Here is a 20,101-nt window from a genome sequence, read left to right as displayed (position 1 = left end):
GTCATTGACATATCTCGTCTGCTTGGGAATGTTTAAGCGACTAGCCAAGGAGCCTGATTCATGTCCCTGACCGCCAACGGCCAGCGCATCGCCTTATCCGACGTCCAACTGTCCTACGGGAGCCACAGCGTATTGCGCGGCCTGACGCTGCATGTCGCGGCGGGGGAGATTTACGCACTGCTCGGCGGCAATGGCGCGGGGAAATCGACCACGCTTTCGGCACTGCTGGGTTTTGCCCGGCCCGACAGCGGCACAGTGCGGATCGATGGCTTCGATCCCGTGGATGAAGCGGACAAGGCACGCGAACAGATCGCCTATGTTCCCGAAAATGTAGCGCTCTACGAACATCTGAGCGCGCGGGAGAATGCCGCCTATCTACTTGCTCTCTCCGGGCGGCAGCCAGAGCCTGCCGCGATCGATACAGCCTTCGCGGCGACAGGCCTCCAGCCATCGGCCTGGGACAAGCGACTGGGCGGCTTTTCCAAGGGCATGCGCCAGAAAGTGGCGATCGCGATCGCTTTGCTGCGTGAAGTGCCGGTGCTGCTGCTCGATGAGCCGTCATCGGGGCTGGACCCGCGCGCAACGGCCGATTTCAACGCTTTGGTCCATGGCGTGGCGCGCAGGGGCGCGGCGGTGTTGATGGTCACGCATGACCTGCTGAGCGCCACCGACATCGCCGACCGGATCGGCTTTCTGGAGGCTGGTCGCATCGTCGATGAAGCCAGCGCACAGGGTGAGGAACGCTTCGACGTGCGCGAACTGCATCGCAAATTCGCGCGCGAGGCGGCGGCCGCATGAGTCCGGTCATCCTGATCGCGCGCGACGAACTGCGGCTGATGCGTCGCAACCGCGTCGCTGTCGTCGCGTTCGCGCTGCTGATAGTGCTGGCGCTGGTGGCCGCTTTTGTCAGCTGGGCCCACCAGCGCGGGATCGCGCAACAGCGTGCCCGTTTCCAGGCGCAGGCGAGCCAGGCTTTTGACGCGCAGCCCGACCGACATCCCCATCGCGTGGTCCATTATGGCCATTTCATCTTTCGTCCGCTGGGGCCACTTGCGGCCTTCGACCCCGGTGTCGATGCCTTCACGGGCAACAGCATGTTTCTGGAGGGGCATCGGCAGAATACCGCCAATTTCGGGGATGTGCGCCAATCATCGCTGCTGGTCCGCTTCGGCCAGTTGACGCCTGCCTTCGTGTTACAGGTGATCGCACCACTCCTGCTCATCTTCCTGGGCTATGGCGTGGTGGCGCGTGAGCGACAGCAGGGCACGTTGCGGCAATTGCTGGTGCAGGGCGTGTCTGCGCGCCGGCTTCTGGGGGGCAAGTTGCTGGCCCTGGGATCGGTCGCCGTTCTGATCGGCCTGCCCGGCATGATCGGCTTCATCCTCATCGCGGGACAGCCGGGCGCACTTGCCGGACCGATGGCGCTGATCGCGTGCGGCTATGCCGCCTATCTGGCGCTCTGGGCCGTCATCGTCATCCTGGGTTCCGCGCTTGCCGCCCGCAGCCGCGATGCGCTGCTGGCGCTGATTGCGCTTTGGGCGGTGGTTGTCATCCTCCTGCCGCGCGTCGCGCCCGATGTCGCGGCGCAGGCGCATCCGCTCGCCACAAAGCTGGAAACCGATATCGCGATCCAGCGCGATCTGCGGCAGTTGGGCGACAGCCACAACCCGGACGATCCGTTCTTCTCGGCCTTCAAGCAGAAGGTTCTGCGTCAATATGGCGTAGCACGGGTCGAGGATCTGCCGGTCAACTACAAGGGCCTGCTGGGCATGGAAGGCGAGAAGCTGACCTCTGGCCTGTTCGACGATTATGCAGTTAGGAGTTTTGCGACGCAGGCTGCGCAGAGCGGGCTGATGGACGGTTTCGGCATCGCCAGCCCGACCCTTGCGCTACGACGCCTGTCGATGGCGGCAGCGGGCACCGACCTTAGAGGACATCGCCGTTTTCTCGGCCAGGCGGAGGCCTATCGCTACGGCCTCATCCAGCGGCTGAACAGGCTCCAGGCGGACGCCGTCAGATACTCGGACGACACCGCGCAGGACGCTGGCGCCGATGAACGAAAGCGGATCTCTTCACACAATTGGCAATCCATGTCGGTGTTCAGGTTCAAACCTGCCCCGGCGGGGGAAATGGTAAGTGCGGGCGTGCCTGGCTTGGTCATGCTGCTGGTCTGGCTGTTGATCGCGGCCCTCGCCCTGATCCCCGCCGCACGACGTCTTCAGAGGATCCAGAAATGAATCTCATTCGTCAGGAATTGCGCCTGCTGCTGCGCGCGCGAATGGCGCTTGTCGCGCTGGGACTCGTTCTGCTGCTCTCGGCCGCCAGTGTAGTCGCGGGCATGATCGAGATTGCGCATCAACGCGCCGTGATCGCCCGCATCGCGCCGCAGCAGGCAGAGGATATCGCGGCCATCGCCAAATGGGTGGATCATGAAAAGGATGCGGGCAGCGCGGCCTATTACAGCTTTCATCCGACCTGGGACTCGCCAGCCCCGCTGGCCTTCGCGGCGATCGGGTTGCGGGACGTATCGCCCTATATCCTGCGCGTGCGTGCCCTTGGGCTTGAGGCCCAACTCTATGACGGGGAAGCCTTCAATCCCGAACTGGCTTTGCCCGGCCGCTTCGATTTTGCGTTCGTGCTAGTCTATCTCGCGCCGCTTTTCGTGATCGCGCTGTTCCATGATCTGGTCTCGGGCGAGCGGGAAGCAGGACGGCTGCGCATGCTGAATGCGCTGCCGGCGAGAGGGCAGCACCTGTGGCTGCGCCGCGTGGCATTGCGTTTTGGCCTGCTGTATCTCGCGATTGCCTCTCCGCTACTGGTTGGCGCACTCATGTCAGGCGTCGCTTTCCTGTCGACTCTTACCGTTTTGGGGCTCATGATCGGCTATCTTGCCTTCTGGATCGGCGTGACTTTGCTCATTGGCCGGTTCGCCTGGAGTTCGGTTGCCAATGCCGCGACGCTGGCGGGACTGTGGCTGGTCATCACGCTGGTATTGCCGACCATCGCCCATGTCGCGATTAACCAGGCGATTCCGGTAGGCGAAGGTGTCGAGCTTACCCTTGCGCAACGCGAAGCGGTCAATCGCGCCTGGGATATTCCCCGCGAGGATACGATGCGGGCATTTTATGCAACCAATCCCGACTGGGCCAGCAGCCCGCCGCTGCCGCAATCCTTCCATTATAAATGGTATTTCGCCTTCCATCAGGTCGGCGACGAGAAGGTCGCGCCGCAGGTTGCCGCCTATCGAAACGGGTTGAAGGCCCGCGACCGGGTGGCCCATGCTGTCGGCTGGGTACTGCCGTCCGTCGGCGTGCAGGGGCTGCTGGCGCGTCTCGCCAACAGCGATGTGCAGGCGCAGCTTGCCTATCAAGACCGGATCAGGGCCTATCATGCCGCGCTGCGCCGCTTCTATTATGGCTATCTGTTTACCGACCGGCCATTCGGCAAGGAGGATTTCGACCGCGCGCCGCGCTTTGAGGACAGCTAAGGACAGTCGCTCATATGCAGGCCTACCATGCGCGCCATGACATGCTTCTGGCGTCTAGCCTACTGTGGGCTGTGGGACTGGAGCCTCGACATCAGTTATCGCTATCTACCCAGCGATAAGTTGACACTCCGAAATTGGCCTATCTCGGATGGAAAAGCTGCTCGTCCGCACCTAGCGATCGAAAATGCGCGCATGAATGGCGACAAAGGGTTGACGGCGGGACGGCAGCTACGCGCGCCTAGCCGGTCGTCGAGCCGGTTGCGGGAGATTTCCGATAGCCGACCGGCAGGCTCCGCATTGCGCATCCGGCGCCCAGTTAGTTCGCTGATCAGGCGCGGGCAGCCTCCGCCGTTTGCACGGCGATGAAGCGCGCTAGTGGAATCTCGGTCAGAGGTCGTTCCGAAGCCATCTCACGAGCGACGAGCGCCATTTCGATCCAGTCTGAACCGTGGCCGTCACCTCGCTGTGCGAATGCACTCCAAGCGACGACGCCGGCCCAATAGGCCCGCTTCGGTTCCAGCACCGTCTCAATAATCGCGGCGATCCGGTCCTCGATCTTGCGCTTGCGTTTAATCGCTGCGGCGACGTCGTCGCCATTCTCAAACCAGGAATCGAGCTGAGGGTTGGTCGCCAGCCACCGTCCTGACCCGCGCACTGCCCTTTCTACCGCCTTGGCATCGGTTACCGCAGCGTCGGCGTCCGAGAGCATCAAGGCAACGAGATCATCCACCGATACAAACTTGGACGCGACATCCGAAAGCCCCATAAGCGTGATAGCCTGAATGAGGCCAAACGGGGGTAGCGAGCTAGCCGGGCCGTCCGCCAGGGCGCTGCTCAGGATCAAGGCCGTGTCCTCGGCTGTCGTTTCATGAACCGACATCTCGGACGCAATATGGTCAAGCATGTCTTCGATCTCAGGCCTGCTTAGTGAGCCCGCTACCCAGGCGTCCCGCACACCATGGCCCTGCTTGATCAGAATCGATACCAGCGCGTTCTTTCTACCCTGCTTGATCGATGCGAATATGCTTTGCGCTCCCGCCCCATCGCGCTCGGATATCAGAAGTTCCCTGACCTGAATTGCGGGGCGCTTCTCCGGCACCGACCCGACAGCTCGCGCGGCTCTGATGATGGCGTCAATCGCACGGCGCCGATCTTCCGACACCCAGTTGCGGATCAGCATGAGGTTCGTAACCGACGTTGCTGATACAAGCCCTTGTCTGGCAGTCTCTTCGATCATGGAGGCTAACGGCATAGCGATCGCAGGTTCTGCAAGAAGCCAACCGATAGCGGCCTCGCGCAGACTGGAATCGTCGGCGAGGACGAGTCCTTTCAACAGACTGAGTTGCAGCCCGGCAGGCATGGCTGCCGTCAATTCGGCGAACTGGCTCTGGATCAGGAACGGGTCGCCCTCACAGGCTTTCACCAAGTCCTTCAACATCTGGTCAACATCGGGCGTCGGGAGATTCAGCTGGCCGGCTCCGGTCTGGATCATCGCGTGATCCATTGCGCTGCGTATATCCTCCCCCACCTCGATCCCAGCCCGCGAAAACGCCGAGACAAGGGCCATCGCTGCCGTCGGCACGAGCTTGCCAATACGCATTTGCTGAGCGATCGCGGCCCTGACATTCTCCATGGCCATGGTCGCATGGCCGTTGCCGGCTTCGCTTCGCTGACGTAGTTGCTCCAGAGTCTGACCAAGCATGAACGAATATGCGTGATGCATCGTTGCGTCAGGCCGCTTCTTGCGCCCTTCGGCACCGGTGAGGTCGACGATCAGCAGTAAGGCTTCGGGTTGCGCCGCTAGCATATCTCCGACGCTGTGGGCCCCGGGCGACAGTTCACCCGAGCGGATATCGTCCCGAACCATGCGTGCAATCTGCTGGATGGCGGCACGTGGCGTCACGATTGATGTTCCTTTCTCGCACGGCGATTGCGTGGCCGGTACAACTAGCAGCGGCGCGGCGACAATCCCAGAGTGCCGCCGTGGGATATTATAGCACTCGATCTGCAGGCTACCTCGTCAAAATCCGATTGCCCTTCAGCGGCCAGGGCGGACCTTCCGAAAGATCCGCAGGTGATTTCCGCTTCCTTCTATGGAATGCCCTGAAGGGGCCTGTCTGCGACAACCGGAAGGGAAAGCAGTAGGTCCGCACCTAGGCAGAGGAAATCGGCCCTTGAATGGCATGAAATGGTCGAACTTCCATCAACTCGCTCCCCCAATCGCCCCTGGGGTCAGGATCAGGGTGAGGAGAATGAGGGCAAAGCCGACATATCCCCAGGCGCCCATCCCCTGCCAGGCGCGTTTCAAGCTGCCAGCGTCGGATCGCGACGATCGGACCAGCCGCATCGCGTAGATCATCGTGCCGGTGACGGCCATCGCCGTCAGCAACGCGCCGAACAGGAACCAGATGGCTTTCGTCCACATGCCGCCGAACGTGCCGAAATGCAGCGGATCGGCCATTTCGGAAATGCGCTGATGCGCGCTTAATGCACGTCCGTCCAGCCGCGCCACGACCTGCGACGTAGCCGGATCGACGACCACGGCATTGGCGCGATCGCGCACCAGCCAGGCGGATGACTGGCCCAGGAAGATGACGCCATTGTCGGGCGTGAAGCGGATTTCCCGAATATCGAGCGCAGGATCGGCTCTGCGCGCTTTGGCAACCAGCCGGTCCAGCGAGGCCCCGGTCGGCATCGCACTAGCCACCACCTCCGGCAATTTGGGCACCTTGGCGTTACCTCCCAATGTCTCCACCAAATACCACAGGCCTGTCAGCGCGATCAGCGCCATGAACCACAGGCTCCACAAGCCCATCAGGCGATGGAGATCGCCGGTCATCCGTCGGCCATCGCCGCCGCGCGGCGTCCGGAAGAAGCCGCGCCACCATTTCTTGTAGGTGACGATGCCCGACACCAGCGATGCCGCCAGCAACAAGGCCAGCGAACAGACGATCGGTATGCCGATCTTCGTCGGCAGCATCAGGTGGCGATGGGTCTGGCGCAGGAAACGGTGGACATTGGCCCAGCCATGCCTGCCGGTGACCTTAGCCGTCCAGGGATCGACATAGACGCGCTCGGGCGCGCCTTTGCCGCGACTGACCCAGGCCTCGACCGTAAACCAGGAGTCGATCGGTGCGTACAGGGTCTGGAGCCGGGCATCGGGTGCAGCGCGGGCCGCCGCCTGCGCCAACGCCCCCCATGACGCGACCGGTTCAGACCGGGGCAATACCCGCATCGCGGGCGTCGCCAACCAGTCGATTTCATGCGCGAACACGGCAAAGGTGCCCGTCGCCAGGATGAAGGTCAGGAAGATCGACAGTTTCAGGCCGATCCAGCTATGCACCACCCACCAGAGCGATCGGCCCTTTCTCGTCCGAACCCGATCCATGGTCAGAACTGGAAGCGGAGTTCGGCCAGAAATGTGCGCGGCTCGCCCGGAAAGTGGCCGCTCTGCGCCGAAAAGCCCGAAGCGGCATAGACTTTGTCGAATATATTATCGACACGCAGCATCAGTTCGGCAAAGCCAAGCCCCTTGGTGATCGATGCGTCAAAGATCGTGTAGGGCTTTACGGTCTGCCCTGACAGGCTGATGCGCTTCGACACATGTTCGCCGCCAACTGCAAAGGCCGCATCGATCGCTGGCACCTGATAGCGGGTCCAGAAGCCGACCTTGTGCTTGGGCGCATTGGCGAAGCGGTTGCCCACCGCATTGGTTATCGCTTGTCCCGCGATCGTGCCGGTGATCTTCGTGTCGTTATAACCATAGTTGACCAGTGCCACCCAATTGGCGGTAATGTCGGTCGACAGGTCGATCTCGAACCCCTTGCTCGTCACCTCGCCGATCGGGCGTAACTGGTCCTGGCCATTCACGGGTGGGAGGCTGGTATCGGCCTGGAGGATATTCTTTCGCACGATGCGGTAGGCGGCCAGATTGGCCTGGAGCCTGCCATCGAACAGGTCGGTCTTGATGCCGCCTTCGAACTGGTCGCCGGTAACAGGCGCAAAGGGACCGCCGACGTCGCCATTCTGGCTGGCGGCCGTCTGCGGTTCGAAGCTTTGCGACCAGCTTAGATAGATGGAGACATCCTTGCGCGGCTTGTAGATCGCGCCGGTGCGGAAGGTAATGTCGTCATCCTCATAAGAGGCAGTATTGACCACGCGATCCTCGAACTTGTCGTAGCGCACGCCACCGACCAGCTTGAAGGCATCGCTGAGGCTGATCTGGTCCTGAAGATAAGCGCCCTGACGCTTCGTGCGCGTATCCGTGACGGTGAACGGCAGCAGTGCGGCCCGCGCCACATCGCGCGCGCTGTTGGTATAGACGGGATTGCTGAGGCTAAGCGGCGTAACGCCCGCTCGCAGGATGCGCGAATTGAGCACACTCGTCTCGTCATACCAGTCCGTACCGGTCTGGAATTTATGCTCCATGCCCAATATGTCGACCCGCGCTGTCAGGTTGGCGGAAAAAGACAGGCCATCGACATCGCGGATCTGGTCACGAAACTCGCGCGCGACCAGATCGGTGCTGCCAGCGACCAACCCGCGCGGCTCATGATATTGCTGCGTTTCGGTCGCCTTGAAGTAGCGGACCCCGGCGTCGAACGTGAACCGGTCCCCGATCGCGGTCGCATAACGCGCCTGATAGGCCTGAGACTTCAGATGCAGGAAATCGGTCGGTTCGTTCGCGTTCCAGCGAATGTCCGTCAGGAAATTGCCGTCATTGTCGGTCAATATGCCGCGCAAGCGGTTTGCCTGAAGATCATTGTCGTAGACCGTCGCCTGGAGCGTCAGCTTGCCGCCCTCGTTGGTCTTGATGGCAAGACCGCCGTCGCCGATCAGCGACACATTCTTCGTATTGCGCCGATAGGGGTTCATCGCCTCGTAAAAGCCGCCGAGGCGGTAGGTGACGATCCCGTCCTTGTCGATCGGGCCGGTCGCTTCGGCGGATATGCCACGCCGGTCATAATTGCCCGCCGTCGCCACCAGGCGCATGGCGCTGATGTCGCCGGGAACCTTCGACACATAGTTGATGATGCCGCCGGGGGAGCCTGGACCGAAGAAAAGCCCCGCCGGTCCTTTCAGCACCTCCACCCGTTCGATATTGAAAAGCTGAGGCACCGAAAAGCCGATGAACGGGTTGCCCCGCATGCCGTCGTAGAAAGACTGGTCCTGGCGAAATCCGCGGAAGGTGACGCCAGCATAGCTGAAGAAACTGACGCCGGAAATATTGCGATAGATGTCGGTCGCGTCGCGTGCCCCTTGGTCAGCGAAAAGATCCTTGTTGATCACCTGCAAAGCCTGCGGAATGTCGAGCGGGTCCTCAGCGCTTTTGCCCACGGTTGTGGTTTCGGTGCGGTAGAGGCGTTGGGCGCGGCCTGTCACGATGATCTGATCGCCTTCGTCCATGGCCGCATCTGGTGACGACGCAGGCGCTTCCTGCGCGGAAGCCACTGACGCGCAGAAGGAAATAGACGCAAACAGCGCCGCGCGGAATATAGACAAGAAAACCCCCGCATCAGTATCGCGAATGATAATGATTCGCGATACGAAGTTTGGACGGTCAGGGCAAGCCGCCAATTCCATTCTCGCAGCTCATAACAGGGAGGACAGTCGATCTGACCACCGACACGGCGCTAAGCTTGCGACCCGCTTAAGAGCGGACCTTCCGCACGCGGGATCGTTCATTTCGACGCTGAACGGCAAAGAAGGGGCGGAGTTTCGAAAGGACATTTCGGAGGAGCTTGCCCCAGCGCCTGCCGGGGCATGAAACTGAAAGTGTTACGATCCCGATCATCCTCGAAATCGGAGCGCGTCGATGATGACCTTAAAAGCAGGAAGGTTTTGCCGGCGGCTCGGATAATAGAGGAAATAGCCATCGAATAAGGGGGACCAATCGTCCAGGATCTGCACCAGCAAACCTGACGCGATATGCTGTTCCACGATATTTTCGGGGACATAGGCGATGCCGTAGCCGTTCACCGCCGCGTCGATCATGGCGTAGGAATTGTTGAAGGTCAGTTGCCCTTTCACCCGGACACGCAGCGCCTGCCCGTCCTTCTCGAATTCCCAGGCATAAAGACCCCCGGCGGTCTCGTGACGCATGTTGATGCAGATATGCCGGACCAGATCCTGCGGATGCACCGGCGCATCATGCGCATCGAGATAGGTGGGTGACGCGACGGCCACCAGGCGCCAGTCCGGACCGATGCGGACCGCGATCATATCTTTCTCGACGCTTTCTCCCAACCGGACACCGGCGTCGAACCCTTCCTCGACAATATTGCGGAAGCTGCTGTCCAGGATCAGTTCGACGCCGATATCTGGATAGGCGCTGAGAACCGGCCTCAGCTTTGGCCATACGACACTTTCCAATGCGTGATCGGATAAGGTCAGCCTGATCGAGCCTGACGGCCTCTCGCGGAACGTCATCAGGGCCGCGATCTCGTCTTCGATTTCTGCGATGCGTGGCGCGATCGTCTGGAGCAGCCGTTCGCCTGCAACGGTTGCCGCGACATTGCGTGTCGTGCGCGTCAGGAGACGTATCCCCATGCGCTCTTCAAGCTGCTTGATCGTGTGGCTGAGTGTCGATTGCGCAACGCCGAGCTTTGCCGCCGCCTTGGTGAAACTGCGCTCCTCCGCGACGGCTTGGAACCAGGTCAGTTGGTTGAGGTCGGTTTTGGCCATCAGGTGCCTTCCTCTTTCACATGTACAACAGATTATTCGTTGTAGTCGATAAGTTCATGCCAATTTCTATGGGTAATCGCATTATCGGTTAAGCACTAGATGGGCACTGCGAGAAATTTTACAGGAGCCAGGCGAATGGTGGTTGCGACCACATCCAATGGAAGCGAACCGGTCGCCGCCTGGGGGGCGGTGCTCTCCATGGCGCTCTGCGTGGCGATGCTGATCGCTTCGGAATTCATGCCGGTCAGTTTACTCACGCCGATGGCGGAAGGGTTGCGCGCAACCACCGGGCAGACCGGACAGGCGATTTCGATTAGCTGCCTCTTCGCGGTGGCGGCCAGCATGATTGTCACCACTGCCGCCGGGACGCTCAATCGGAAATGGGTTTTGGTCGCGATGACCGCCGTCATGTTGCTGTCATTGGTGCTGGTCGCGGCGGTGCCGAATTTCGCGGTACTCATGATCGGCCGCGCTCTGCTCGGCATTTGCATCGGCGGCTTCTGGGCGCTGGCCACCGCCGTCATCATGCGACTGGTTCCCGAACGCGACGTTCCGCGTGCGCTCGCTCTGATGTACGGTGGGCAGGCTATCGCGGCCGCCTTCGCTGCGCCGATCGGCAGCTACCTGGGCGGCATGTTCGGCTGGCGCGCAGTGTTCTGGGCGCTGACACCCATCGTCGCCGGCAATCTCGTCTGGCATATGATCGCTCTTCCCTCGCTGCCCGCACGTCAGCGCCAGGACTTCCGGACCATGCTTGGTCTGCTGAAGCGTCCCTATTTCCTGCGCGGCCTGATCGCGGCAATGCTGTCATGGGGGTCGGCCTTCACCATGTTCACCTATCTGCGCCCATTTCTGGAGCAGGTGACGGATGTGGACGTGACGATGCTCTCGATCCTGCTGCTTATATTAGGCTGTGCTGGCTTCGCTGGCACCTGGGCGTCTGGCCGCTTCCTCCGCGGTAACGTCGCGCCTCTGTTGCGACTGCCGGCGCTGCTCATGGGCGGCTGTACGTTAGGCCTGCTGCTCCTGGGAGGCTCCGTGGTGGCGGCAGGCTTGTTTCTCGCCCTCTGGGGTATGATGAATACCGCCATGTCGGTCATCTGGATGACATGGATGTCACAGAATGCCGCCGACGCGCCTGAGGCCGCAGGCAGCCTGATGGTTGCGGCGATCCAGGTCTCGATCCTGCTGGGCGCGGTCGTCGGCGGGCTGCTTCTGGACGGTCTGACGGTCATCGCGACCTTCATCGGCAGCGTGGTTCTGGCCGGTTTTGCAATCGCGCTCATCGGCAGTGGTCGGCATCTGCTGAAGCCCGAATGACCGGGAAACTCACCCATTTTTGCGGATCGGGTCGATCCCAACGCAAACGCACAGGAGATCACCAATGTCTATGCACCGCTCTAACACGAAACCGTCAGCCTATGACATCCAGCGGCGCGCACTTCTGAAGCTGACCGGCGCAAGCCTCGCCGCCTTCGGCGCAGCTTCAATGTTCAACGTCCCCACAGCAGAGGCTCAGACTATGTCAAACGAATGGGATAAGGTCTTCCCGCGCAGCCAGAAGGTCGATCATGAGAAGGTCACGTTCAAAAATCGCTATGGCATCACCCTGTCGGGCGATCTCTATCTGCCGAAGGACCGTGCCGACCAGCGCCTGTCGGCATTGGCCGTCGGCGGACCGTTCGGTGCGGTCAAGGAACAGTCATCGGGTATCTATGCCCAAAGCATGGCGGAGCGCGGCTTCGTCGCGCTGGCTTTTGATCCTTCCTACACCGGCGAAAGCGGTGGCGAACCGCGCAATGTCGCCTCGCCGGACATCAATACAGAGGATTTCAGCGCAGCGGTGGACTTCATTGGCCTGCGACCCGAAGTCGACCGCGAACGGATCGGCGTAATCGGCATTTGCGGCTGGGGTGGTATGGCATTGAACGCGGTCGCATCAGACAAGCGGATCAAGGCCGTAGTTGCCAGCACCATGTATGACATGACCCGCGTGATGTCGAAGGGCTATAACGACGCGGTGACCCTGCAGCAGCGCGCACAGACGCTGGAGCAACTGGGTCAACAGCGTTGGGCGGATGCAGAGAATGGCTATCCTGCCTATGGTCCGGTCTCCCTCGAACTTAAGGGCGGCGAACCGCAGTTCATGGTGGAATATGCTGACTATTATAAAACGCCTCGAGGCTTCCACCCGCGAGCAGTCAATTCGAACGCATCCTGGAGCCTGACCACGCCGCTGTCGTTTATGAACATGCCGATCCTGACCTACATAGCGGAAATCTCGCCGCGGCCGGTCCTGTTCATCCATGGCGAAAAGGCCCATTCGCGTTACTTCAGCGAAACCGCCTTCGCGGCAGCAGCCGAACCGAAGGAATTCGTGATCGTCCCCGGCGCCAACCATACCGATCTTTACGACAAGATAGACGTGATCCCGTTCGACAGGCTGATCAGCTTCTTCAATCAGCATCTTTCCGTGTGAACTGCAAGATGGGGCCCGCCTGCTGGCAGGCTCCATCTATACTGCTCCATTCTCCGCCGTCATATCACCACGTCCACGATCAGCCGTCCCGCGGCGCCAAGCAGCGCCAAATAGGTGAAGATCATGCCGAAGCCACGCACTGGTCCTGAATCCGCCAGCATGCCGAACGCGTGCAAGGCCCGCCCAAGGACAAGCATCGTCCCGATAGCCAATATGATCCATATTGGCGCAGCGTGAGCCTCGACCAGCCCAAGGCTCACTAAGCCAAGCGGAACATATTCGATGAAATTGCCCTGCGCGCGGATACGTCGGTGCAGAACTTCGTCAGCGCTGCCACCGACCATATCCCCGACCTTTAGCCGTCGGAGCGAAATCGGGAATGAAAGAGCGACAAGCGCGACCGCGAAAGCTGCCGCCAAGATCGATGTGATGGGCAGTATGGCCATATGGATGTCTCAAGTCTCAACCGGAAGGTTTTTTGATGAAGGGAGCGACCGGACCTCGCATGTACCAATGTAATGTCCCTTCGATTGATCTGCGTGAAAGCCCCCCTGGTGTAGGGGTGCCGTCACTTCGCCGGATCAGCGCGCACTGTCGATAATCATCCCGCCATCGGGCGTGAGGCTGTAGCCGGTGATGAACTGCGCATCCTTGGTGGCGAGAAACAGGATGACCGGCGCGATGTCCTGTTCGGGCGATCCATTGCGATCGAACACATTGGGCAAGGGCGGCCTGTCACTGCCGAAGGTATCGGCAATCGGCATGACGTTGTTCACGGTGATCCCATCGGCGCCCCACTCTCGGGCGGCGACCCGAGTGAGCGCGCGGACGGCCTCCTTGGCCATGCCGTAGGGAGCGTACCCCACCATGCCGAGGAGGCCGCTGGCGGAGCCAAGGTTGATGATACGACCGGCTCCACTGGCCTTGAGGTGCGGATAGGCAGCCTGCATCATGCGCAGATAGGCGATCGGCCCCATATCGAAATTGCGCTGTAGCTGCTCGACCGACAGATCGATGACCGAGGATAGTGCCGCAGAGGGATCGAAGGCGTTGTTGACGAGGATGTCGATACCGCCATAAGCGGCTACTACCTTGTCCACCGCAGCTTTGATCTGCTCACCGTCACTAAGGTCGCACTGAACCGCGAGGGCAGAACCGCCCACGGCTTCGATATCGGCCACGACAGCATCGATATTCGCAGGCGTCAGGGACAGGACGGCGACCTTCGCTCCCTCCGCCGCGAACAGTTTGGCGGTGGCGCGACCGATGCCGCGGCCTGCGCCGGCTACAATGGCAATTTTGCCGTCAAGTCGGCCCATGTTCATCTCCATTTCGACAGGTTTAGTGGTGCGCCACTGTTGCGGGCGCGTAGGGCGAGGGTAGTTCGCGCGCGTAGTTCTGCGTTGCGAACGATGCGGCCAGAAGCACGAAGCCAATGGCCGCAGGAGCAGCGTTCTTCAGGCTGCGCACCCCCAGATGGGCCATTCCGGACAGGATCAGGTGATAGAAGATGCCCGCATAGGCGAGATCGCTGAGCGGCACGCTGATGCGCGTCAGGACTGCGGCCGGTCCAAGGATCTTCACCACGATCATCAGCGGCACCAGATGTGCAGCATGATAACCCAGATCGGCTTGTGCCTTTTGGACGAAGTCCTTTCTGGTCAGGTACAAAAATGCGGATGACAGATACAGTGCCGACAACAACGCCGTGCTGATCCAATATGTATAAATGGCGGCCATAAAATCTTTCCCAGCGCCAACGTCCTGGCGAGACTGTTCGATACAATATGCGGTCTGCGTGCCAGCTGATTGCTACATCGCCCAAGAGCATGTATTGAATTTGTATCTTATGATGAATTTACGCAAGTAGGATGAAATTATGACTCTAAGTATGGAAAATCACACTAATGGATGAGCGTGATTTCACCATGCAGAATGAGATGCGCCGCGCGTTCGGGATGCTCTCGGGCAAGTGGAAGCTGGAGATCATGTGGCTGCTCCACCAGCGGATCTATCGCTTCGGGGAACTGCGAAAAGGCATTCCGGGGATCACGCAGCACATGCTGACCGCACAGCTACGCGAGCTTGAGGCCGACGGCTTGATATCGCGCACGGTGTTTGCGGAGGTGCCTCCGCGCGTCGAATATGCAATAACGCCAAAGGCGCGCGCACTCGGGCCAATGATGGAGGCCCTGACGGCTTGGTGGAGCGAGCACGGAAGCAGCGTACCGCAGAAGCGTTCGGATTCGAGTGGCCGTAAGGCAAGTGAAAGAGGGTAACGGCAGCGCGAGTTCAGAATATCTGCGCTCGTGTTCGAGAAGTCAGGCCCCAGCAAAACAGCAACGAAATCTGCCGCCGGTTGTACCCGACTGATTCAAGGCCTGCTGATCGTCTCGCAGTGCAGCGCGGTGTCAAACTGCACAACATGCAACCCAACGCAGTTCACATATGGGGGCCTCCCCGCTGGCAGTATTGCGGTAGTGACCGTCGCGTGCGATCCAAAAACTGTTATTCAACAATCGGCCAGTTTTGAGGGTCAAGGATCGAAAAGCCGCCGTTCCGCAGCTGGGCACCGCATAATCGCGGCTGAGTATCTGATTTGGGTCGTTATCAGGCTGGCGGCTTTCGCCTCGCTTGCGGCAAAAGCTTTATCAGGATCACTCCGAAAAAGGTAGCTCCTGCGGCAACAGTCGCATCATGTTCTCCAAAAATACGCCATCCGGAATATGAACTTGCCAACGCCAAAAGAAGCACTGCGACAAACACCCCAGCGATGATGCGTTCAAACATATTCGGAGGTCGCTTAACCCATTCGTAGTCGCTCATGAGTGAGGTTATGCCGAGCCGCCGTCATCGAAGCAACGTCTGCTAATTGGAAATTGCAATGCTGGTTTGAGCAGCATTTTCTGGTCGGAAACCGCCATCAGACAAATGCCTTGGAAGCAATTGGAGGCAATGCCATTCCCACATTGCCCATTGAGACCGACGGCTTCATAAGGGACTATGACAATTCCTTTACAGAATTCAGCCGCCCTTTCCCGTATTCAAGAAAATTGGCTTGCAACGAAAGAGCGGAAATTACTGAACTGGCTGTGCGCTCAAATGCCGCCGTACGTCACGCCTGATCGCCTGACGGCCTTGGGCATGATCGGCGCCTGCATGATTTTTCTAGGCTACTTGGGGAGCAATCTACATTCCTCCTGGCTGTTGCTCGCCATCGTCGGTTATGTCGTCCAATGGTTTGGGGATTCAATGGATGGGAGCATAGCTCGCTTCCGCCGCATCGAACGTCCTTCCTATGGCTATTTCATCGATCATAGCTGCGATGGGCTTGCGACACTGTTCATCCTTGCCGGCATTGGCCTTAGTCCGTTCGTCACCATGGACGTCGCCATGGTGGCGCTCGCTGGATATCTGCTGCTCTCGATCCACGCCTACCTTTCGGCGCGCGTGCTGGGAGAGTTCAAGCTGTCCTATCTCGCAGCAGGCCCGACCGAATTGCGATTGATGCTCATCGCGCTGACGCTGATGATGATGGCTCTGGGTTCTGGTCCAGGATATTTCGGACGGCTGTCAGGCTTCGACCTGTTTGTTGGCACAGTCGGATTTATCCTTATTCTCCTTTTCGTCATTCAGACTTTGGCCACCGGCCGGCGACTAGCGCGATCCGAACGCGGCGAAGAGTGAAAATTAGTGTTTTGGGGGCGATGGCGGATAGTTGCTTGGTAACGCAGGCGAACACGTGCCCGACTCGACAAACGGCGTTGTTTGGCGATGAGGCGGCCGCCGAAATTGCAACAGCCGCTCGGTCTTGACGGTGACGATGCTGATACGACGAGAGCGCCGCAGAGGGTGGTTTCCTGCTCGACGGCTATTGTAACGCCAACGGCAGAAGCTGACGTTAGCAAGACCGAGTTGGAGGCGACTGCTCCAGATCGAGTGCCATCAATGACAGGTTCGTCAATATGAAATCTGCACGAGCGGCCACGGTTTCGCGAGGCAGTACGACGGGATCGTATCCAGCCTGCAGATAAGCCATTCGAACCCGCTCATAGTCGCGCAAAGCTTTTTCGAGGCAGTGGCGTCGATCTTCGTTGACCTCGTATATCTCCGGCCAAGGAGGGGCGAGGAAGACCAGATCATAGCGGTAATGCGCTAAGGCGTCCGTCGGAAGCTTACCACCTCGCGCGGTGATCGCAACACTTGCATCGACGACGCCGCGGTCGAAGAATGTGAGCCCCCGCGAGGCCATATGGCGTCCGTCAGTGCCAGAATCTTGGTTGTCATACCGCCTTTCGAACGACCGATGGCCTGGCTCGAAGTCCCCCTTTTGCGCCCTGACCGTGCCGGTGAACCTTAACGATGGTAGCATCCACCATGGCGTATTCCATGTCGGATTGCTCAGATAAGGCATCAAAAATCTGCTTGAAAACATCGGCTTCACGCCAATCGCGAAAGCGCCGGAACGCTGTACTCCAGTTGCCAAACATGACAGGCAAATCGCGCCAAGGGCTGCCCGTTCGCACAATCCAAAGCACCGCTTCTAAAAACAAGCGGTTGTTCCTGCCACTGCGCCCTGGCTCCGTTGGCTTACCCAGACAATGCGGTTCCATCTTCGCCCATTGGGCGTCGGTCAGTACAAAGCGATCCATCCACAGTGTGAATCACATCTGCGCGCGCAGGGAAATCCTAAATCCCAACAGCACCTAGTATGACCGCTGATTATCCTCGCGTCTGAGAAGATCTTCGCCAGAAGGCTCGCGCGCGTCATAACCATCCCAGCGCTGTGGTGCACTAATGTCACACCGAATTATCCAATTGCAACAGGTGCGAAACTTTCTTGCGAGCGCGCGATTAAGCGATCAGGGCGCCGTTGCGCCCGCGTTCCGATGCGGGCGGTGGAAGATATCGTTTCAGGCGGCTTCCCAAACATGATTGCGATCCGGCTCCTTTGAGAATGCCGGAAGCTCAGGAGGAATATCATAATGCACATTATCCGTTCATCCGCGTCCAGGCTGCTTCTGGCCGGCGCTGCACCGCTCGCCTTACTCGTCGGGAGCGCGATGGCCCAGACCGCCCCTGCCACGCAGGCTGCGCCCGACGTAGCGGCCGATGAGAATCAAGCCGACATCGTCGTCGTCGGCACCGCAGGCGGCGGCACGCGTCGTCAGGACGCGGCCTTCGCCGTCACCAGCCTGTCCAGCGATGCCATCGCCCGCGCCGCGCCCAACAGCACGGCCGACCTGCTGCGCACCATTCCGGGCGTCAGCGCCGAAAGCTCCGGCGGCCAGAACGGCGCCAATATCTTCGTGCGCGGCTATCCGTCGGGCGGCGACGCGCAGTTCGTCACCTTCCAACTGGGCGGCGTGCCTTTCTTCCCGCCTTCGACCCTGTCCTTCCTTGAAAATTCGCAGCTGATCCGCCTCGACGAAACAGTCGATCGCGTAGAAGCCGTGCGCGGCGGCACCGGTTCGCTCTTTTCAAACGGTCAGCCGGGCCTGACCGTCAACGTGCAGCAGCGCGAAGGCAGCCAGACGCTCAAGGGCTTTGCGAAGCTGTCCTACACCAGTTATGACGAAATCCGTGGCGATGCCTGGATTTCGGGCCCGATCAGCGAAGACACGACCTTCATGGTTGGCGGCTATTATGCGCAGGGTAACGGCATCCGTGATCCGCAGTTCCGCGCCGAAAAGGGCGGTCAGATCACCGCGAACATCCGTCATGATTTCGGCGGTCGTGGCTCGTTGCTGATCTATGGTCGGTATCTAAACGATCATGGCCAGTGGCTGCTGCCCATTCCCGTCAATCAGGACGGCAGCAAGATCAGCCAATATGCCAATTTCGACCATGGCACAGGCGCGCTCGCCGGTCGCGATGTGCGCGTCACCACCAACAATGCCGGTCGCACCGTCGATCTGGCCGATGGTCGCGGCGCGAATCTGGGCAATTTTGGCCTGAGCTTCGACTATGAACTGGTCGATGGCCTCAACATCCGCGAACGCGCCAGCTATTTGTGGGGCACGGCCAACACCATCGGCCTGGTCCCGACCGACGCGCCGATGAGTGCGGCGGCCATGGCAACAACGCTGGGCGGCGCGGGTTCGACCGTGGGCAGCCTAACCTACGCATCGGGCGGCGGCGCAGCAGCGGCTGGTACACAGGTCATGCGCGCGGGCATCTGGGACGTGCGTAAGCGGATAGACGCCTTCGTCAACGACATAGCGCTGGAGTTCAAGGCTGGCGGCAACAAGCTGACCGGCGGTTTCTACCTTGCCAACTACACCACTCGCGACAATTGGGCGCTGGGCAATGACGTTCTGCTGACCGCCGAACCCAATGCCCGTCGCCTGAACCTGACGCTGGGCGATGGCCGGCTCGCGACCCGCGACGGCTTCACCTCCGGCGCCAGCTTCCTGGTGAACGGCCGTTATGAAGGGCGCGACATCGCTTTCTATGCGGTGGACGAACTCCGGATCACCGACAAGCTGCGCGTCGACGGCGGCGTGCGCTGGCAGCGTCACGAAGTCGTGGGCGATGTCGCCACCTCCGGCGCGGCCTTCGATCAGGATGGCAGCATCGCCACCCTGTACGACCGGACCGTGCAGTTGGGCGGAGCCAGCCGCATCGACTATGGCGCGTCGCGCTGGTCTTGGACGGCGGGCGCCAATTACGACTTCACCAGCCAGATCGGTGTCTTTGCCCGGTATAGCCGCGGCAACAGCTTCCCGCAGTTCGACAATCTGCGCGAAGGGCTAACCATCATCTCGAAGGTGGACACCTATGAAGGCGGGCTGAAGGTGTCGACCCCGATGCTGAACCTCTACGCGACTGTGTTCCATAACAAGTTCGACGGTCTGGCCACGACGCAGATCATCAACGGCGTGCCCAATGAATCGGTCGGCGGCGCAAAGGCGACCGGCGTCGAGCTGGAAGGCGTGATCCGTCCGTTTGCGGGCTTCAGCATCGCGGCGGCGGGCACCTATCTGGATGGCTCCTATCGCGGCTTCTTCAGCGGAAACGGCACCATCGACAATACCGGCAACCGCGTGCAGCGTCAGCCCAAGTGGATGTGGCGCGTGACGCCCAGCTACGAACTGACGGTGGGCGATTTCCGTCCGTCCATCTTCGCCACGCTGCAATATACGGGCGATCGCTTCTCCGACCCGGAGAACGCACAGCTACTGCCCAACTATTATCAGCTGGACGCCGGCGTATCGGTGGACGTCAACCAGCGATTAAAGCTGGCGGTGACGGGCAACAACCTGACCGACGAACTGGGCCTGACCGAAGGCAATCCGCGCATCATCGGATCGCAGGGTGCAGGCACGATCCTGGCCCGCCCGATCCTGGGCCGGTCCTTCCGCTTCAGCGCGGCATACAGCTTCTAAAGAATATGCGGGGTGCCCATTGGCACCTCGCCACAGAAAAGGGGCCGGGCGATTTCATCGCCC

The 20,101-nt window shown here is 60.3% G+C and carries 18 protein-coding genes; 8 read left to right on the top strand and 10 right to left on the bottom strand.

The window, feature by feature from the left end:
* Window positions 1-60: 60 nt before the first annotated feature.
* Genes MOK15_RS19420 through MOK15_RS19410 form a run of 3 tightly spaced genes read left to right on the top strand, consistent with a single transcriptional unit; the run spans window position 61 to window position 3,487 of the window.
* Entirely contained in the window at window positions 61-798 is a 738-nt protein-coding gene (locus MOK15_RS19420) for an ATP-binding cassette domain-containing protein (RefSeq protein WP_242933352.1), read from the top strand.
* A complete protein-coding gene (locus MOK15_RS19415; RefSeq protein WP_242933351.1) occupies window positions 795-2,237 on the top strand; it encodes a DUF3526 domain-containing protein in 1,443 nt (480 codons plus the stop codon). The genes MOK15_RS19420 and MOK15_RS19415 overlap by 4 nt, the downstream gene beginning before the upstream one ends.
* Entirely contained in the window at window positions 2,234-3,487 is a 1,254-nt protein-coding gene (locus MOK15_RS19410; protein ID WP_242933350.1) for a DUF3526 domain-containing protein, read from the top strand. The genes MOK15_RS19415 and MOK15_RS19410 overlap by 4 nt, the downstream gene beginning before the upstream one ends.
* 328 nt (window positions 3,488-3,815) lie before the next feature.
* Here MOK15_RS19410 and MOK15_RS19405 read toward each other — a convergent pair whose 3' ends face one another.
* The 4 genes from MOK15_RS19405 to MOK15_RS19390 form a co-directional block, all read right to left on the bottom strand.
* Window positions 3,816-5,390: a hypothetical protein gene (locus MOK15_RS19405; RefSeq protein WP_242933349.1), complete on the bottom strand. Its 1,575-nt coding sequence runs from the start codon at window positions 5,388-5,390 to the stop codon at window positions 3,816-3,818.
* Window positions 5,391-5,690: 300 nt separating this feature from the next.
* Window positions 5,691-6,875, bottom strand: coding sequence for a PepSY-associated TM helix domain-containing protein (locus tag MOK15_RS19400; protein WP_242933348.1), 1,185 nt, complete (start codon window positions 6,873-6,875; stop codon window positions 5,691-5,693).
* A 2-nt stretch (window positions 6,876-6,877) separates the two neighbouring features.
* Window positions 6,878-8,893, bottom strand: coding sequence for a TonB-dependent receptor (locus tag MOK15_RS19395; protein WP_242933347.1), 2,016 nt, complete (start codon window positions 8,891-8,893; stop codon window positions 6,878-6,880).
* A 384-nt stretch (window positions 8,894-9,277) separates the two neighbouring features.
* A complete protein-coding gene (locus tag MOK15_RS19390; protein ID WP_242933346.1) occupies window positions 9,278-10,171 on the bottom strand; it encodes a LysR family transcriptional regulator in 894 nt (297 codons plus the stop codon).
* 135 nt (window positions 10,172-10,306) lie between these two features.
* Between MOK15_RS19390 and MOK15_RS19385 the strand changes: the two genes are divergently transcribed.
* Together MOK15_RS19385 and MOK15_RS19380 are read left to right on the top strand one after the other, a co-directional pair.
* A complete protein-coding gene (locus tag MOK15_RS19385; RefSeq protein ID WP_242933345.1) occupies window positions 10,307-11,491 on the top strand; it encodes an MFS transporter in 1,185 nt (394 codons plus the stop codon).
* A gap of 19 nt (window positions 11,492-11,510) precedes the next feature.
* The gene (locus MOK15_RS19380; RefSeq protein WP_242933344.1) at window positions 11,511-12,650 is read left to right on the top strand and encodes an alpha/beta hydrolase; all 1,140 of its coding nucleotides are present in this window, start codon (window positions 11,511-11,513) and stop codon (window positions 12,648-12,650) included.
* A 59-nt stretch (window positions 12,651-12,709) separates the two neighbouring features.
* Here MOK15_RS19380 and MOK15_RS19375 read toward each other — a convergent pair whose 3' ends face one another.
* The 3 genes from MOK15_RS19375 to MOK15_RS19365 form a co-directional block, all read right to left on the bottom strand.
* Window positions 12,710-13,096 carry an MAPEG family protein gene (locus MOK15_RS19375; protein WP_242933343.1) on the bottom strand — a complete coding sequence of 129 codons (387 nt, stop codon included), beginning with the start codon at window positions 13,094-13,096 and terminating at the stop codon, window positions 12,710-12,712.
* 135 nt (window positions 13,097-13,231) lie between these two features.
* The gene (locus MOK15_RS19370) at window positions 13,232-13,969 is read right to left on the bottom strand and encodes an SDR family oxidoreductase (RefSeq protein ID WP_242933342.1); all 738 of its coding nucleotides are present in this window, start codon (window positions 13,967-13,969) and stop codon (window positions 13,232-13,234) included.
* Between the two features lie 22 nt (window positions 13,970-13,991).
* Window positions 13,992-14,390, bottom strand: coding sequence for a DoxX family protein (locus MOK15_RS19365; RefSeq protein ID WP_242933341.1), 399 nt, complete (start codon window positions 14,388-14,390; stop codon window positions 13,992-13,994).
* 167 nt (window positions 14,391-14,557) lie between these two features.
* On the opposite strand from MOK15_RS19365, the gene MOK15_RS19360 reads away from it, so the two are divergent.
* Window positions 14,558-14,929 carry a helix-turn-helix domain-containing protein gene (locus MOK15_RS19360; RefSeq protein WP_242933340.1) on the top strand — a complete coding sequence of 124 codons (372 nt, stop codon included), beginning with the start codon at window positions 14,558-14,560 and terminating at the stop codon, window positions 14,927-14,929.
* Window positions 14,930-15,260: 331 nt separating this feature from the next.
* Here the strand turns inward: MOK15_RS19360 and MOK15_RS19355 are convergent, their stop codons facing one another.
* Window positions 15,261-15,476, bottom strand: a complete 216-nt coding sequence (locus MOK15_RS19355) for a hypothetical protein (RefSeq protein WP_242933339.1) — start codon at window positions 15,474-15,476, stop codon at window positions 15,261-15,263.
* Window positions 15,477-15,653: 177 nt separating this feature from the next.
* On the opposite strand from MOK15_RS19355, the gene MOK15_RS19350 reads away from it, so the two are divergent.
* Window positions 15,654-16,337, top strand: a complete 684-nt coding sequence (locus MOK15_RS19350) for a CDP-alcohol phosphatidyltransferase family protein (RefSeq protein ID WP_242933338.1) — start codon at window positions 15,654-15,656, stop codon at window positions 16,335-16,337.
* A 214-nt stretch (window positions 16,338-16,551) separates the two neighbouring features.
* Here MOK15_RS19350 and MOK15_RS19345 read toward each other — a convergent pair whose 3' ends face one another.
* Together MOK15_RS19345 and MOK15_RS19340 are read right to left on the bottom strand one after the other, a co-directional pair.
* Window positions 16,552-16,902 carry an AAA family ATPase gene (locus MOK15_RS19345; RefSeq protein ID WP_242933337.1) on the bottom strand — a complete coding sequence of 117 codons (351 nt, stop codon included), beginning with the start codon at window positions 16,900-16,902 and terminating at the stop codon, window positions 16,552-16,554.
* A 31-nt stretch (window positions 16,903-16,933) separates the two neighbouring features.
* Window positions 16,934-17,302 carry an IS5 family transposase gene (locus MOK15_RS19340; RefSeq protein ID WP_242933336.1) on the bottom strand — a complete coding sequence of 123 codons (369 nt, stop codon included), beginning with the start codon at window positions 17,300-17,302 and terminating at the stop codon, window positions 16,934-16,936.
* Between the two features lie 333 nt (window positions 17,303-17,635).
* Here MOK15_RS19340 and MOK15_RS19335 point away from each other — a divergent pair, with 333 nt between their 5' ends.
* On the top strand, window positions 17,636-20,038 hold the full coding sequence (locus tag MOK15_RS19335) for a TonB-dependent receptor (protein WP_242933335.1): 2,403 nt from the start codon (window positions 17,636-17,638) through the stop codon (window positions 20,036-20,038).
* Window positions 20,039-20,101: the final 63 nt, after the last annotated feature.

The organism is Sphingobium sp. BYY-5 (assembly GCF_022758885.1).
GTDB lineage: Bacteria > Pseudomonadota > Alphaproteobacteria > Sphingomonadales > Sphingomonadaceae > Sphingobium.
Note: the sequence above shows the minus strand (reverse complement) of the source record. Positions and strands in the feature narration are given on the sequence as shown.

Coding starts and splice junctions, on each gene's coding strand:
- MOK15_RS19360 (WP_242933340.1), top strand. CDS start 14,558: ATGGATGAGCGTGATTTCACCATGCAGAATGAGATGCGCCGCGCGTTC.
- MOK15_RS19400 (WP_242933348.1), bottom strand. CDS start 6,875: ATGGATCGGGTTCGGACGAGAAAGGGCCGATCGCTCTGGTGGGTGGTG.
- MOK15_RS19385 (WP_242933345.1), top strand. CDS start 10,307: ATGGTGGTTGCGACCACATCCAATGGAAGCGAACCGGTCGCCGCCTGG.
- MOK15_RS19420 (WP_242933352.1), top strand. CDS start 61: ATGTCCCTGACCGCCAACGGCCAGCGCATCGCCTTATCCGACGTCCAA.
- MOK15_RS19390 (WP_242933346.1), bottom strand. CDS start 10,171: ATGGCCAAAACCGACCTCAACCAACTGACCTGGTTCCAAGCCGTCGCG.
- MOK15_RS19340 (WP_242933336.1), bottom strand. CDS start 17,302: ATGGATCGCTTTGTACTGACCGACGCCCAATGGGCGAAGATGGAACCG.
- MOK15_RS19350 (WP_242933338.1), top strand. CDS start 15,654: ATGACAATTCCTTTACAGAATTCAGCCGCCCTTTCCCGTATTCAAGAA.
- MOK15_RS19365 (WP_242933341.1), bottom strand. CDS start 14,390: ATGGCCGCCATTTATACATATTGGATCAGCACGGCGTTGTTGTCGGCA.
- MOK15_RS19395 (WP_242933347.1), bottom strand. CDS start 8,893: ATGGACGAAGGCGATCAGATCATCGTGACAGGCCGCGCCCAACGCCTC.
- MOK15_RS19345 (WP_242933337.1), bottom strand. CDS start 16,902: ATGGCCTCGCGGGGGCTCACATTCTTCGACCGCGGCGTCGTCGATGCA.
- MOK15_RS19335 (WP_242933335.1), top strand. CDS start 17,636: ATGCACATTATCCGTTCATCCGCGTCCAGGCTGCTTCTGGCCGGCGCT.
- MOK15_RS19410 (WP_242933350.1), top strand. CDS start 2,234: ATGAATCTCATTCGTCAGGAATTGCGCCTGCTGCTGCGCGCGCGAATG.
- MOK15_RS19355 (WP_242933339.1), bottom strand. CDS start 15,476: ATGAGCGACTACGAATGGGTTAAGCGACCTCCGAATATGTTTGAACGC.
- MOK15_RS19415 (WP_242933351.1), top strand. CDS start 795: ATGAGTCCGGTCATCCTGATCGCGCGCGACGAACTGCGGCTGATGCGT.
- MOK15_RS19370 (WP_242933342.1), bottom strand. CDS start 13,969: ATGGGCCGACTTGACGGCAAAATTGCCATTGTAGCCGGCGCAGGCCGC.
- MOK15_RS19375 (WP_242933343.1), bottom strand. CDS start 13,096: ATGGCCATACTGCCCATCACATCGATCTTGGCGGCAGCTTTCGCGGTC.